Source organism: Bizionia sp. (genome assembly GCF_048259285.1).
Classification (GTDB): domain Bacteria; phylum Bacteroidota; class Bacteroidia; order Flavobacteriales; family Flavobacteriaceae; genus Algorimicrobium; species Algorimicrobium hallyeonense.
The window spans coordinates 1-15,027 of sequence record NZ_JBLXHU010000021.1 but is presented as its reverse complement, the minus strand read 5'-3'; the positions used below and the strand labels follow the sequence as shown (position 1 = coordinate 15,027).

The following is a 15,027-nucleotide window of genomic DNA, read 5'->3' as shown; positions in this document are numbered from 1 at the left end:
GAAATCCAGAATAATCTGCACGTTTGCAAAGTTTTCAAATCCGAGCTTTATCGGTATAATCACATTTATTTTAGTATCTTTATGTAGTTTATAATGTGGTGTTATTTCAAAAGAACTAACGCCCAATTTAAAAATAATTAAAACATGCCTTTTTATCATAAATTAGGGAAAATTCCGCCCAAACGCCATACCCAATTTAGGAAGTCGGATGGTAGCCTGTATTACGAACAACTTTTTGGTACTGTTGGTTTTGATGGAATGTCCACAAATTCTTACCATGAACAGCGCCCAACACAAGTAAAAGAAATAAAAAAGCAATATAGTGTTGCGCCAAAAATAGCCAAAAAAAATAGCATTCAGTCTTATCGTTTTAGAGGTTTTCAAGTAAAACCGGAAAATGATTTTTTGGACAGTAGAAAAACAGTTTTAATCAATAGCGATTGTCGTATAATTTTAGCAGCACCAAAACAATCTACGAAGGATTATTTTTATAAAAATTCAGATTCGGATGAGCTTATTTTTGTTCACAAAGGGACAGGAAAACTGCGTACGATGCTTGGTAATCTAGATTTTAAATACGGAGATTATCTCGTCATTCCGCGTGGTATTATTTACAAAATAGATTTTGATACGGAAGACAATCGTCTCTTTATTGTGGAGTCCAAACATCCCATCTATACACCAAAACGCTACAGAAATTGGTTTGGTCAATTATTAGAGCATTCGCCATTTTGCGAACGGGATTTAAGACAGCCTCAAGAGCTTGAAACTTATAATGAATCAGGTGATTTTTTAATAAAAGTTAAAAAACAAGACGATATTTTTGAAATGGTTTATGCCTCACACCCTTTTGATGTTGTAGGTTATGATGGTTTCAATTATCCATATGCCTTTTCAATTCACGATTTCGAACCGATAACAGGTCGTATTCATCAGCCGCCTCCGGTGCATCAAACATTTGAAACAGCGGCTTTTGTAGTATGTAGTTTTGTGCCACGCCTGTATGATTATCATCCAGATGCCGTACCTGCGCCATACAATCATAGCAATATAGATAGTGATGAGGTGTTGTATTATGTGGATGGCGATTTTATGAGTCGAAATGATATTGATGCAGGTCATATTTCCTTGCATCCAGCAGGAATTCCACATGGTCCGCACCCAGGAGCAGCAGAGCGTAGTATAGGAAAAACTGAAACCGAAGAATTAGCCGTTATGGTAGATACCTTCAAGCCATTGCAAGTCACTGAAGAAGCTATGAAAATTGCTGATGAAGATTATTATAAGTCATGGTTGGAACATTAATAAATTAGAAGTAAAACAAAGTTATAACAACATAAAATACAAGCGTTACCAATTAACTGGCTTAACGCAGTAAAAAATACCGAATTATGAGTAAAAAAGAGATAAAATCAGTAGAATACGGATTGGAAAAAATATTTGATGACGCGCAAGACTTTCTGCCATTATTAGGGACCGATTATGTGGAGTTTTACGTTGGTAACGCCAAGCAAGCAGCTCATTTTTATAAAACAGCCTTCGGTTTTCAATCATATGCATATCGTGGATTGGAAACAGGATCTAGAGATAAGGTTAGTTACGTATTAAAGCAAGATAAAATCCGTTTGGTTTTAACCACGCCTTTAACAAGTGCATCACCCATTAACGATCATATTGTAAAACATGGTGATGGTGTAAAAGTTGTTGCTTTATGGGTAGATGATGCTAGAAGTGCTTATGAAGAAACGACCAAACGTGGTGCTAAATCTTATCTGGAACCAACCGTTGAAAAAGACGAACATGGTGAAGTAGTTCGTGCTGGAATTTATACCTACGGAGAAACCGTACATATGTTTGTAGAACGTAAAAACTACAACGGGAAGTTTCTGCCAGGTTTTGTAGAATGGAAATCCGACTATAACCCAAAAGCAACCGGTTTAAAATTTATAGACCACATGGTTGGCAACGTAGGTTGGGGTGAAATGAATACTTGGGTAAAATGGTATGAAGACGTTATGGGATTTGTTAATTTCTTGTCCTTTGATGATAAGCAAATCCACACGGAGTATTCGGCTTTAATGAGTAAGGTTATGAGTAATGGAAATGGTCGTATAAAATTCCCAATTAATGAACCTGCAAAAGGTAAAAAGAAATCACAAATTGAAGAGTATTTAGATTTTTATGAAGGACCAGGTGTTCAGCACATAGCCGTAGCAACGGATGATATTATTTCCACGGTTTCTGATTTGCGTTCTCGCGGTGTTGAGTTTTTATCCACACCTCCAGAATCCTATTATAAATCTGTACCTGGACGTTTAGAAGAATTTAGCCACGAATTACGTGAAGACATTGAAAAGCTAAAATCATTAGGCATTATGATTGATGCGGATGAAGAAGGTTACTTATTACAAATTTTCACCAAACCAGTTGAAGATAGACCAACTTTATTCTTTGAAATTATTCAACGTATGGGAGCCAAAGGTTTTGGAGCTGGAAACTTTAAAGCACTTTTTGAGTCTATAGAGCGTGAGCAGGCTTTAAGAGGAACGCTTTAATGCCTAATACGTTAATGAATATTATAAAAACTCTATCACAATTATCGATGGAGTTTTTTTGTATTATATTTTTGGAATACTATTTGTAATCTATAAGGAAAAACAACGTTATTGTTGTATTTACAATTAGAATTAAGCTTATGAAAAAAATACTTTTAACTATAATCGCCATTGTTTCCTTAAACACCGCATTTTCCCAAATAGAAAGTGCCTTTGATACAGGTGAATGGTTTCGATTTGAAATGAGTTATAGCGGATGGATGAAAGCCGGAGAAGCCACCCTTACCGTTAACGAATCTACGTATAAAAACAAACCCGTTTACCATGTAGTAGGCAAGGGCTGGACCACTGGAGCCGTTAGTTGGTTTTTTGCAGTGAAGGATAGGTACGAGAGTTATTTTGATAAAAAATTGAATGTGCCTTATAAGTTTATCAGAGATATTGATGAAGGTGGTCATACCAAGAATATTGAAATAGAATTCGACCAAAACAACCATAAGGCTCATGTAAATAACATAAAACATAATAAAAAAAAGACCTTTGATACAAAACCAAATATTCAAGATATGGTATCTACATTTTATTATTTGCGTAATAATCTGGATATTGAAAACTTGAAAATAAACGATGAAGTGGAGGTTAATATGTTTTTTGATGAAGAAAATTATGGTTTTAAATTGCGCTATCTGGGAACTGAAATAATTAATACCAATTTTGGAAAAGTAAACACCTTGAAATTTAGACCGTATGTAATGGCAGGTCGTGTTTTTAAAGAAGAAGAAAGCCTTACATTATGGGTTTCAAATGATAAAAATAGAATACCTTTACGTATTAAAGCCGATTTGGCTGTAGGTTCTTTAAGAGCGGATTTGGATGCTTTTAAAGGCTTAAAACACCCTTTTAATATTATAGTAAAAAATTAGTAGCATGAATACCGACATAACCAACCAACTAAAAGAAAAGTTTGATAATATAGGTCAAGATTTAGATGTACACTTACAAGGCTTGTTATATAGTAAACCTATAAATTATTGGGATTACATTCAAACAGATGCACTTTTAGATTTACAAACGCAGCGTACCGTTTTACCAGATGAAATGGTATTTATCATGTATCATCAAATAAACGAATTACTGTTTAAAATGATTCTTTGGGAAATTGATCAGGTTGCAACTGCCGAAAAACTGACAGCCGATTTCTTTTCAACAAAATTAATGCGTGTAAGTCGGTATTTTGATATGCTAACCTCTTCCTTTGAAATTATGCGCGAAGGAATGGACGTGGAGCAGTACAATAAGTTCAGAACCACCTTAACGCCTGCAAGTGGTTTTCAAAGTGCCCAATACCGAAAAATTGAAATCTCATCTACAGAATTAATCAATTTAATAGATAATCGTTTTCGTGAAACTATAGACAGAAACACACCTTTTGAGCATGCTTTTGAGCATTTATACTGGCAAGCTGCAGGAAAAGACTACAAAACCGGTAAAAAAAGTTATTTATTAACAGTTTTTGAAGAACGATACAAAGAGGAATTTATTAGATTTGCGAAATTCTACAACACTAGTAATCTTTGGACCAAGTTTAAAGAATTGCCGGAAGCTGTTAGAACAAATAAAGATTTAGTAAATGCCATGCGTCATTATGACCATACCGTTAATATTAAATGGGTTATGGCACATTACAATACCGCCAATCATTATTTAAACATTGGTGGTAAAACTACAGAAGCAACAGGAGGAAGCGAATGGGTAAAATATATGCATCCAAAATATCAAAGACGAATATTTTTTCCAGAATTATGGAGCGAAAAAGAATTAGCAGAATGGGGAGAGAATGTATAATTCTTTTTGCCTTATTGTTTACATTAGTTAGCTGTAAGGACAACAAGCCAGAGCCTGTTTATGAAGATGAATTTGCAGCTATTATTCCACCAGAGGAACTGAAGGAATTTGGCTTTAACCTAAACGACTACGTTGTTAAACGCGATACCATTCGCAAAGGAGATAGCTTTGGTGTTATTATGGAACGTTACAAAGTGGGTTATCCTAAAATTTTTGAAATTGCAGAACAGACTAAAAATGATTTCGATATTAGAAAACTGCAATTAGGAAAACCATACACAGTTTTATGTTCTAAAGACTCGTTGCAACAAGCCCTTTCCTTTATTTATCAGCCTAATCGTGAAGAGTATGTGGTGCTAAATTTTAAAGATTCTATTCATGCTTTTACAAGTCGAAAGCCGATAACCTATGTTGAAAAGGAATTTGCTGGTGTTATTAATAGTGATTTGTCGCAAACACTTTCCGATGGTGGTAAAAGTCTAATTTTAGCCTATAAAATGTCTGATATTTACGCTTGGACCATTGATTTTACCAGACTTCAAAAAGGTGATCACTTCAAGATTATTTATACGGATAAGTATATTGATGATACTATTTATGCCGGAATTGACCATATTAAAGCCGCATATTTTGAGCATAAAAGTGAACCATTTTATGCGTTTGAATTTGAAACAGATACAGTAAAAGGATTACGCGATTACTTTAATGAAGAAGCTAAAAATTTACGTCGAGCCTTTTTAAAAGCTCCAGTGGAATACAAACGTATTTCATCCCGATATAATTTAAAAAGACGTATTGCGCTCTATGGAAATAAAATCAGACCTCATAAAGGAACCGATTTTGCTGCCAATATAGGAACGCCTATTCGTTCCACGGCTAATGGAACGGTTACCAAATCTGCTTACACAAGAGGGAATGGGAATTATGTAAAAATAAGACATAATTCAGCATACGAAACGCAGTATTTACATATGAAAAGCCAAAATGTAAAGGTTGGTCAATACGTAAAACAAGGAGATATAATTGGTTGGGTGGGAATGACTGGAAATACATCTGGTCCTCACGTGTGTTATCGTTTTTGGAAAAATGGAAAACAAGTAGATCCTTTCAAGCAAAAATTACCAGAAGCAGAACCAATTTCTGATAGTCTAAAAGCTAGGTATTTAGATTTCATTAAGCCCTTAAAATTACAGTTGGACGCTATTAATGTTCAAAATTCTAATGGTTTAGAATCTACACCAGAAGATTTAATTACACAACTAGATTAAGCTTATGGCATTATCGAAAACGAATCCAACAACTACCAAGGCTTGGCAAAATCTTCGTGAGCATTTTTCAGAAACGAAAAACCTGAAAATGACAGATTTATTTGCTAATGATGATAGTCGTGCGGATACGTTTTCAATTGAATGGGATGATTTTTTGGTTGATTTTTCAAAAAATAGAATCACTGAAGAAACGTTAGATTTACTTCTAAAACTAGCCAAAGAAACGCATTTACAAGACGCTATTGAAAGTCAGTTTTCCGGTAAAAGCATTAATGAAACGGAAGATCGTGCTGTTTTGCACACTGCTTTAAGAGCGCCAGAAACGGCAACCGTTTTAGTAAATGGTGTTAATATTATTCCTCAAATATATCAAGCTAAGAAGCAAATACAATCGTTTACTAATCAAGTAATAAATGGTGAAGTTACCGGGTTTACGGGTAGGGCCTTTACGGATGTGGTAAACATTGGTATTGGCGGTTCAGATTTGGGGCCTGCTATGGTTGTTGAAGCTTTACAGTTCTACAAAAACCAATTAACGACGCATTTTGTTAGTAATGTAGATGGCGATCATGTTAATGAAATCATTAAAAAGCTGAACCCAGAAACCACGCTTTTCGTTATTGTTTCTAAAAGCTTTACAACACAAGAAACGCTTTCTAATGCTAACACTATTCGGGAATGGTTTTTAAAGTACGCTCCAGAACATTCCATAGCAAAACACTTTGTTGCTGTTTCTGCAAATGGTAAAGGTGTTCAAGAGTTTGGCATTCACCCTGATAATATTTTTCCGATGTGGGACTGGGTTGGTGGCCGGTTTTCTTTATGGAGTTCCGTTGGGTTATCTATAAGTTTATCTATAGGTTATGATAACTTTGATAAGCTGTTACAAGGTGCACATAAAATGGATACACATTTTAAAACAGCAGCCTTTAACGAAAATATTCCAGTTGTTTTAGCATTAATAAGTATATGGTACAACAATTTTTTTAATGCCGAAAGTGAGGCTGTTATTCCCTACACACAATATCTAAATCAGTTTGCTACTTATTTGCAGCAAGCTGCTATGGAAAGTAATGGGAAATCTGTTGATAGAAATGGACAGCCTTTAAATTACCAGACAGGAACGATAATCTGGGGAGAACCAGGAACGAACTCGCAACACGCCTTTTTTCAATTAATTCATCAAGGCACCAAACTAATTCCAGCCGATTTTATTGGCTTTGCGGAATCCCTTCATGAGAATAAAGATCATCAGGATAAATTGATTTCCAATTTCATAGCTCAAACCGAAGCATTAATGAAAGGGAAAACGGCAGCAGATGTTCTTGCGGAATATGAAAAGCAAGGCAAATCTTTAGGAAATATACAATCTTTAGTTCCATTTAAAGTATTTAAAGGGAATAATCCAACGAATACCATCTTCATCAAAAAGCTGACACCAGAGAGTTTAGGGAAGCTTATTGGTCTTTACGAACATAAAATATTTGTTCAAGGCATTGTTTGGAATATTTATAGTTATGATCAGTTTGGTGTGGAGTTCGGCAAGCAATTAGCTACAAATATTTTACAGGACATAAAAAATAACACTTTTGCCAATCATGACGCCTCCTCTGCCAAAATATTGAAGTATTATCTGAAAAAATAGTTTTTTTTGTTGAAAAGACTGTTAATAGCTTTATTTTTTATCATATTATTAACGTGTATTAAGTGTTATCTTCAGCTAAGCGTAAAAACTTAACCTTAAATTCATGTTAATATGCTTTAAAGGGTTAATTTTGCCGAAAATTTAAAAACCAATCTTTTTAATACAATGAAAAAAATTACAAGATTATTATTTTTAGCAGTAGCGATTTTGTTTACTGGTATGACAATGGCTCAAAGTACTGTATCAGGTACAATCATGGATGCCGAAATGAACGCGCCACTACCTGGTGCCAACATCATTGAAAAAGGTACTACCAACGGTGTGTCTTCTGATTTTGATGGTAATTTTACTATTACAACTAGTAGAACAAATGCAACATTAGTAATATCGTATGTAGGTTACGGAACTAAAACAGTTGCAGTAACAGGAAGTAAAGCTATTGGGAATATTTCTTTAGCTAGCGATAATACATTGGAAGAAGTTGTTATTGTAGGATCTGGTGTTATTGATTTAGCAGAGGATAGAGCAACACCAATTGCTGTTTCTACTATTAAAAGAGCAGAAATTCAAGAACGTGCCGTGGGTAACGTTGAGGTTTCTGAAATTATTAAAAATACACCATCTGTGTATGTGTCTGGCCAAACAGGTTTTGGTGATTCACAAATGTTTTTACGTGGTTTCGACCAAACAAACATTGCTGTTTTATTAAACGGTCAACCAGTTAATGGTATGGAAGATGGACGTGTATATTGGTCTAATTGGTCTGGTATTGCAGATGTTGCTAATGGGGTTCAATTACAACGTGGTCTGGGTTCATCTAAATTGGCTATATCTTCAGTTGGTGGAACCATGAACTTAGTTATGAAATCTACGGACAGAACTAAAGGTGGTTTTGCTCGTTTTATGGGTGGTAATGATAGCTACTTTAAAGGAACTGTTTCTTATGATACAGGTTTAAATGAAAAAGGATGGTCTTTTTCTGTATTGTTAGACCACTGGCAAGCACATAGAAAATGGGCTCAAGGTACATTTGGTTCTGGTCAAACATATTTTATGTCCGCTGGTTATAAGCCAAACGAGAGCCATGCCTTCAATGTGTTATTAACAGGTGCACCGCAGCAACATGGTCAAAGATGGTCTCAAAGTTTAGAGACGTTAGAAAAAACACCGAAATTTAACCAACATTGGGGTTATACTGAAGGTTTACGAAATGGTGTTTATACGGAAGGTATTGAGTCTGAAAGAACAAACTATTACCACAAGCCAGTATTTAACTTTAACTGGGATTGGAATATTTCTGAAAAATCAGAATTGGCAACGGTTGTTTATGCATCATGGGGACGTGGTGGCGGAACTGGTGATCGTGGTCGTGGTAGAATAAGAACTGCTGATGGTCAAATGGATTACTTTGCAATCGAGCAACAAGCTTTGGCCGATAATAATGGTATTGGTAATGAAAGTGGTGAAAGTAACACAAGTTATATTCGACGTTCTTCTGTAAACAATCACTCTTGGTATGGTTTAGTAACTAGCTTTAACCATGAAATTAACGAAAACTTAAGTTTTAATATTGGTGCTGATATTAGATTATATAGAGGAGATCACTTCCGTCAAGTAGCAGACTTTTATGGATTAAATGGTTGGGCTAATGACAGGCAAGATGGCGCAATAGTAACAGATTCGTTTGATGCTAAACCATGGGCTTCTTTATTTAATTTTGCTGATGAAGGTCAGAGAATTGATTATGACTATTCAGAAAACATCAATTATCAAGGTGCTTTTGGACAAATTGAATATGCTAACGATAATTTTTCTGTGTTTTTCCAAGGTGCCGTATCTAATCAATCTTACCAAAGAGATGGACGTTTTGAAAATGAAGGTTTAGGTAAATCTGAAAAACTAAATAAATTAGGTTATAATTTAAAAGGAGGTGTCTCTTATGCAATTGATCCTAGTAGTAGCCGTATTTACTTGAATGCTGGATTTTATTCTAGACAGCCATTTTTAGATAATATTTTTAGAGATATAAGAAGTTCAAACGAACTTTTAAATCCAGAAGTTGAAAATGAAGAAATCACAAGTTTTGAATTAGGTTATAAGTTTAAAGTGAATAAATTTAGAGCTGATTTTAACTTCTATTATACAGATTGGGAAAACCGTGTGATTACAGGTACTGATATTGATGATAATGGTACACCAGGTGATGATTCTGATGATATTGAATTAAATATATTTGATCGAGGAGTACGTCAAATTCATAAAGGTGTGGAATTAGATATGGAATACCGTATTACAAATGCTATTAGCTTAACAGGTTATGTGTCTGGTGGAAGTTGGGAGTTTGATGGGACATCTGACGTATCTATATACAATGACAGAACAGGTGATCTAGTTTCTGAATCTCCAGGTACAAATAGAGAAGGGGTTAAAATTACAAATGCGCCACAATTTACTGCTGGTTTTGGAGCAAGAGCTCGTGTTATTGATGGTTTAACTCTTTATGGAAACATAAATTATTACGATCGTTTATTTGAAAATGATGGAAATTCTGTGCAAACTAAAAATGTTGGTAGAATTGCAGCATATTCTTTAACAGACGTGGGGTTATCTTATAACTTTGAATTTGGTGGTCAACGTTTAACTCTAGTTGGTAACGTTTATAACTTATTTGATGAAGTAAGAATTCAACAATCTGATAATTTTGGATACTACAATACGAATGGATTAACATTTAATGCATCTGTTAAATACAATTTCTAATTCCTATTATTTAATATTAAAAACCGCTTCACAAACCGAAGCGGTTTTTTTGTACGCTTTATTTATTACATTTGTAATACTAACTATTAAACTTTAAAATATGTATAATACTATAAAAATGTTGCATTCAGGATGGGCTTATTTCGTGCTTTTAATCCTAGTTGTAGCTACTTTAAATGCCCTTGTAAAAGCCATGGCAGGAAAGGAATATTCGGCTAAAGATTTCAGAATGTCTTTATTTACCTTAATCGTATCACACATTCAATTACTTATAGGTATTGTATTCTATTTTGCAGCTGATTATATATCAATTATTAGCGAGATGGGCATGGGTGCCGTGATGAAAGATAGTACCTTACGCTCTAATATTGTAGAACATCCTTTAACCATGATTATTGCAGTAGCATTAATTACCATAGGGTATTCTAAACATAAAAAGAAACTAACCTCTAAAGCAAAATTCAGAATGATAGCTGTTTTTTACACGATAGCGTTAATCCTTATTTTGGCAAAAATTCCATGGAATGTCTGGATAGGTTAGAATCCTATAAATCCAATAAAAAAAGTGCCTTTAATAAATTTTAAAGGCACTTTTTTTATTGAGAAATGTATCTGTTTACTTCACTTCCTTAATTAAATATATAAAAGCTGGAAAGTGATCACTAAAGCCATCAGTAAAACCACCATCGGCAAAACTTCGTAAAGGATAACCTTTATACTTACCTCTCTTGTTTACTAAATAGTTTTTATTGAACACATGTGCCTGATAAAAACGTAAAGAACTGTAGTCTTTTTCTAAAAAAGGTTGTGTTATTAATACTTGGTCAAATAAACTCCAGCTGTCTCTATACGCATTAGATCCTACACCCATTTTAAACAGCTTTTCAAAAGGGTTGTAAATACCTTTAAGCTCAACATCCTCCTTGTCGCTTTTGGCTCCTAAAACCTTCTTTACACTCTCATTTGTTGGATCGTCATTTAAATCGCCCATTAGTATAATTTTAGCATACGGATCTAGTGTTTGTAGCGAGTCAATTATTTTTTTGCTCAATCCAGCAGCTGCAACACGTTTTGGTCTACTTCTGGCCTCACCACCACTTCTAGATGGCCAGTGATTAACAATAATATGAATCATTTCACCTTCTAATTTTCCACTTACTAAAAGTTGATCTCTTGTATAAACACGTTCGCGAGAATCATCATAAATAATTAACTCATGGTTACTGGTGTTAATAGGCGTGAAAAACTTCTTCTGATATAATAAACCAACATCAATACCACGACGATCTGGTGAGTCATAATGCACAATGCCATAATCTTTAGAAATAAGTTGTGGATCATTAACCACATCCTCTAAAACATCTTGATTTTCTACCTCCGAAACACCAATAATAACAGGTGAATTTTTTGCAGTATCTGTACCAATATCAGCTAGTACACGTGCCATGTTAGATACTTTCTTTTTATAAATGTCACTTGTGTTAACCTTCATTTCCATAATGGGGCTAGCCTCATCATTTTTATTAGGATCATTAATGGTGTCAAATAAATTTTCTAGATTATAAAAGGCTACCGTATGAATTTTAAATTTTTTCCCATCTTGAGCCTTTGCAGTTATAGCAACGCATACAAGAACTATAGTGATCCAAACTTTGAGTTTTTTCATTAAATTGTGTGTTATGTTTAAGTTATGTTAATACAAATCTTACGCCAAAAGTAGATATTTATTATAAATAATGTAAATTTGCACGCTTAATTTAATTAACATTTAACGCAAAGTATCAATCTTTTTAATTATAAATTCTAGTATGAAAAAAAGTTTAATTGTTTTTTTATTCGGATTTTTCGCAACAATTACTGCATTTGCTCAACAAACAGTAGTAAAAGGAAGTGTCACAGAAGCCATTTCCTTCGATCCAATTCGAAATGTAACTGTTACCATTGAAGGTACAGACATTACAACCACAACTGATGAAAACGGTATGTTTGAATTTTCTTCAAATTTACCATTGGGAGATCAGATTTTAAGAATATCTAAAGACGAGTATGTCTTTAAAAGATATCCAATTGTCATTAATGAAGGGCAAACGGTAAATATTACTGATATGACTCTAGAAAGAGATACATCGGCTGATTTGTTTACTATTAACCTAACAGATGATGAATTGGATGACGAATCTGGTGGACTTGATAATATTTCAGGTTTACTACAATCTTCTCAAGATGTGTTTCAAAGAACAGCAGCTTTTGAATGGAGTTCTTCCTTTTATAGAGTAAGAGGTTTAGATTCTGAAAACGGTTCGGTTTTGATTAACGGTATCGAAATGAATAAGATTTATGATGGTAGACCGCAATGGAGTGATTGGGGTGGATTAAATGACATGCTTCGTAACCAGGAATTAACTACTGGTTTAGCACCTTCAGCTTATAATTTTGGTGGTATTTTAGGTACAACTAATATGAATGTTCGTGCATCACAATATCGTGAAGGCGGCCGTGTAACCTATTCATCTTCAAATAGAAGTTATACAAACCGTGTTATGGCTAGTTATGCATCTGGTTTATTAGAAGGTGGTTGGTCTTACGCTGCAATGGGCGGAAGACGCTGGGGAAATGAAGGTTATCAAGACGCAACGTTGTATGATGCCAATTCGTTCTTCATAGCCATTGAAAAACAAATCAATGACAAGCACAGCTTGAACTTTACATCTATGTACACGCCAAATCGTCGTGGAAAATCGTCGCCTAATACACAAGAGGTTTACGATTTAAAAGATATTAAATACAACGAATATTGGGGTTGGTTAGATGGTGAAAAGAAAAATTCACGAATCAAAGAAATTGAAGAACCTATTTTAATGTTGAATCACTATTGGGACATTGGTAGTAAAACTACTTTAAATACCAATGTGGGTTATCAATTTGGTAAAATAGGAAATAGCCGTTTAGATTATGGGGGTGGAGCAAATCCAAGCCCTGCTTATTACCAAGATTTACCAAGTTACTTTTTAGCGGATAATGATGGTCCTGATTATGCAGGCGCTTATATTGCTGAACAAAATTTTATGAATGGTGGCCAGATTGATTGGGAACGTATTTTAGATGCCAATATTACCAATGCGTCAGTAGGTGATACAAATGCCTATGTATTATATGAAGACCGTCAAGATGATAAGCAAATAACGGTGAATTCTATTTTCAACACGGAAATTAATGATAACATTATTTTAAATGCCGCTGTAAATTACAAAAACTTAAAGTCAGAAAACTTTGGTGAAATAATAGATTTATTAGGCGGTAATAATGTTTTAAACGTGGATTCGTTTGACAACTACCAATATGACAACCAAAACCCCAACCGCGTTATTGGTGAAGGTGATAAATTCCGTTACAACTATAATATTTTTGCAGAGGTTATTTCAGGATATGCTCAAGCACAATTTAAATATAGTAAAGTAGATTTCTACCTTTCAGGAAGTGTAACAAGTACATCTTATCAACGTGAAGGCCTTTGGGAAAACAGCGCGTTTCTAGGCAACTTATCTCTAGGAAAAGGTGAGAAGTTAAACTTTACTGGTGTCGGCGCAAAAGCTGGACTTACGTATAAAATAACTGGAAAACACTTAATAGATGTGAATGGTGGCTATCTTACAAAAGCACCAACTATTAGAAATACATATTCTAATTCAAGAGATAACAATAGTGTAGTTGATAATATAACAGAAGAAAAAATCACATCGTTTGATGCTAGTTATATTTTCAGATCTCCAATTGTGAAGGCTAAATTAACAGGTTACTACACGAAAATTGAAGATGCCAATGAAATAGGATTCTATTATGCTGACGGTATTACCAACGTTGGTGAAGAGTTTAACGATACATCTGCATTTGTTCAAGAAGTTTTACAAGGTGTGGATAAAAAGCACATTGGTGCCGAATTAGGTATTGAAGCTCAAGTAACACCAACTATTAAGTTAAAAGGTGTCGCGGCAGTAGGTCAATATACTTATGATAACAACCCTGATTTATATTTAACGTCTACAAGTTTTGGTAGAACTCAAACATTTACATCTAATTTAAAAGATTATAAAATAGCAGGTGGACCACAACAAGCGTATTCTCTTGGTTTTGAATATCGCGATCCTGACTATTGGTTTTTTGGAGCAACGGTTAATTATTTAGCAAATGCGTATATAGATGTGAGTCCATTGTTAAGAACGCAAAACTTTTATTTAGCTAACGATGGTTTACCAATTAATAATTATGATGAAGACGTAGCAACCGAATTATTAAAGCAAGAAGAAATTGATGCGTATTTTACTGTAAACTTAACAGGTGGAAAATCTTGGAAAATTGGCGATTACTACATTGGTGTATTTGCAAGTGTAAATAACCTATTAGATGAGATTTACAAAACAGGTGGTTTTGAACAAGGTAGAAATGCCAATTACAACGAATTGTTAGCTGACAATCAAACACCTAAACGTCAATTTGGACCAAAATACTGGTATGGACGTGGTGCTACTTATTTTGTAAATGTTAACTTTAGATTCTAAAAACGAAAAAGAAAAATTAATTAAACGTATTATTGATTATGAAAACAAATAAATTTTTAACCCTAGTATTAACAGTAGTTGCTAGTTTAGCTATTGTATCTTGTGTTCAAGATGACGATTACACCATTCCTACAAGTTTAGGTGATGAAGAAAATGCACGATTAAATACCTTATTGGCTAATGGAACAGAAATTTCTATAGCAGATGCGAAATCTAGATATTCATCGGACCCAAATAATGATGGTGATACTACGGATGCTATGCCGTATATAGAAGAAGTTGAAAATATATATATTAAAGGATATGTATCGTCTTCTGATAAGTCTGGAAATTCCTTTAAAGAATTTTTCCTTCAAGATAGTCCAACAAATCCAACAACCTCTATTAAAATTGTGATA

At 34.2% G+C, this 15,027-nt stretch carries 11 protein-coding genes; 10 read left to right on the top strand and 1 reads right to left on the bottom strand.

What is annotated here, in order from left to right; all coding sequences use genetic code 11:
• Positions 1-144 precede the first annotated feature (144 nt).
• The 8 genes from ACN0QX_RS10775 to ACN0QX_RS10740 all read left to right on the top strand — a co-directional run bounded on the left by ACN0QX_RS10775 (position 145) and on the right by ACN0QX_RS10740 (position 10,614).
• Positions 145-1,305, top strand: a complete 1,161-nt coding sequence (locus ACN0QX_RS10775; protein ID WP_417196944.1) for a homogentisate 1,2-dioxygenase — start codon at positions 145-147, stop codon at positions 1,303-1,305.
• Positions 1,306-1,391: 86 nt separating this feature from the next.
• Positions 1,392-2,555 carry a 4-hydroxyphenylpyruvate dioxygenase gene (gene hppD / locus ACN0QX_RS10770; protein ID WP_417196942.1) on the top strand — a complete coding sequence of 388 codons (1,164 nt, stop codon included), beginning with the start codon at positions 1,392-1,394 and terminating at the stop codon, positions 2,553-2,555.
• 140 nt (positions 2,556-2,695) lie between these two features.
• The gene (locus tag ACN0QX_RS10765) at positions 2,696-3,478 is read left to right on the top strand and encodes a DUF3108 domain-containing protein (RefSeq protein ID WP_248396496.1); all 783 of its coding nucleotides are present in this window, start codon (positions 2,696-2,698) and stop codon (positions 3,476-3,478) included.
• Between the two features lie 4 nt (positions 3,479-3,482).
• On the top strand, positions 3,483-4,400 hold the full coding sequence (locus tag ACN0QX_RS10760) for a tryptophan 2,3-dioxygenase family protein (RefSeq protein ID WP_066249443.1): 918 nt from the start codon (positions 3,483-3,485) through the stop codon (positions 4,398-4,400).
• Entirely contained in the window at positions 4,358-5,668 is a 1,311-nt protein-coding gene (locus tag ACN0QX_RS10755; RefSeq protein ID WP_248396494.1) for a M23 family metallopeptidase, read from the top strand. Before ACN0QX_RS10760 ends, ACN0QX_RS10755 begins: the two co-directional genes overlap by 43 nt.
• A gap of 4 nt (positions 5,669-5,672) precedes the next feature.
• Positions 5,673-7,313: a glucose-6-phosphate isomerase gene (gene pgi / locus ACN0QX_RS10750; protein ID WP_417196939.1), complete on the top strand. Its 1,641-nt coding sequence runs from the start codon at positions 5,673-5,675 to the stop codon at positions 7,311-7,313.
• A 165-nt stretch (positions 7,314-7,478) separates the two neighbouring features.
• Complete coding sequence (locus ACN0QX_RS10745; RefSeq protein ID WP_417196937.1) at positions 7,479-10,073, top strand: TonB-dependent receptor domain-containing protein; 2,595 nt, start codon at positions 7,479-7,481, stop codon at positions 10,071-10,073.
• Between the two features lie 100 nt (positions 10,074-10,173).
• Positions 10,174-10,614 carry a hypothetical protein gene (locus ACN0QX_RS10740; protein ID WP_248396488.1) on the top strand — a complete coding sequence of 147 codons (441 nt, stop codon included), beginning with the start codon at positions 10,174-10,176 and terminating at the stop codon, positions 10,612-10,614.
• Between the two features lie 75 nt (positions 10,615-10,689).
• On the opposite strand, the gene ACN0QX_RS10735 is transcribed toward ACN0QX_RS10740, so the two are convergent.
• The gene (locus tag ACN0QX_RS10735) at positions 10,690-11,739 is read right to left on the bottom strand and encodes an endonuclease/exonuclease/phosphatase family protein (RefSeq protein WP_248396486.1); all 1,050 of its coding nucleotides are present in this window, start codon (positions 11,737-11,739) and stop codon (positions 10,690-10,692) included.
• Positions 11,740-11,881: 142 nt separating this feature from the next.
• On the opposite strand from ACN0QX_RS10735, the gene ACN0QX_RS10730 reads away from it, so the two are divergent.
• Both ACN0QX_RS10730 and ACN0QX_RS10725 read left to right on the top strand, forming a co-directional pair.
• Positions 11,882-14,629 (top strand): carboxypeptidase regulatory-like domain-containing protein, encoded by a 2,748-nt coding sequence (locus tag ACN0QX_RS10730; RefSeq protein ID WP_417196935.1) that lies wholly within the window; start codon positions 11,882-11,884, stop codon positions 14,627-14,629.
• Positions 14,630-14,667: 38 nt separating this feature from the next.
• On the top strand, positions 14,668-15,027 hold a 360-nt coding region (locus ACN0QX_RS10725; RefSeq protein WP_417196933.1), incomplete at its 3' end, for a DUF5689 domain-containing protein.

Coding starts and splice junctions, on each gene's coding strand:
- ACN0QX_RS10740 (WP_248396488.1), top strand. CDS start 10,174: ATGTATAATACTATAAAAATGTTGCATTCAGGATGGGCTTATTTCGTG.
- hppD (WP_417196942.1), top strand. CDS start 1,392: ATGAGTAAAAAAGAGATAAAATCAGTAGAATACGGATTGGAAAAAATA.
- ACN0QX_RS10760 (WP_066249443.1), top strand. CDS start 3,483: ATGAATACCGACATAACCAACCAACTAAAAGAAAAGTTTGATAATATA.
- pgi (WP_417196939.1), top strand. CDS start 5,673: ATGGCATTATCGAAAACGAATCCAACAACTACCAAGGCTTGGCAAAAT.
- ACN0QX_RS10735 (WP_248396486.1), bottom strand. CDS start 11,739: ATGAAAAAACTCAAAGTTTGGATCACTATAGTTCTTGTATGCGTTGCT.
- ACN0QX_RS10755 (WP_248396494.1), top strand. CDS start 4,358: ATGGAGCGAAAAAGAATTAGCAGAATGGGGAGAGAATGTATAATTCTT.
- ACN0QX_RS10765 (WP_248396496.1), top strand. CDS start 2,696: ATGAAAAAAATACTTTTAACTATAATCGCCATTGTTTCCTTAAACACC.
- ACN0QX_RS10745 (WP_417196937.1), top strand. CDS start 7,479: ATGAAAAAAATTACAAGATTATTATTTTTAGCAGTAGCGATTTTGTTT.
- ACN0QX_RS10775 (WP_417196944.1), top strand. CDS start 145: ATGCCTTTTTATCATAAATTAGGGAAAATTCCGCCCAAACGCCATACC.
- ACN0QX_RS10730 (WP_417196935.1), top strand. CDS start 11,882: ATGAAAAAAAGTTTAATTGTTTTTTTATTCGGATTTTTCGCAACAATT.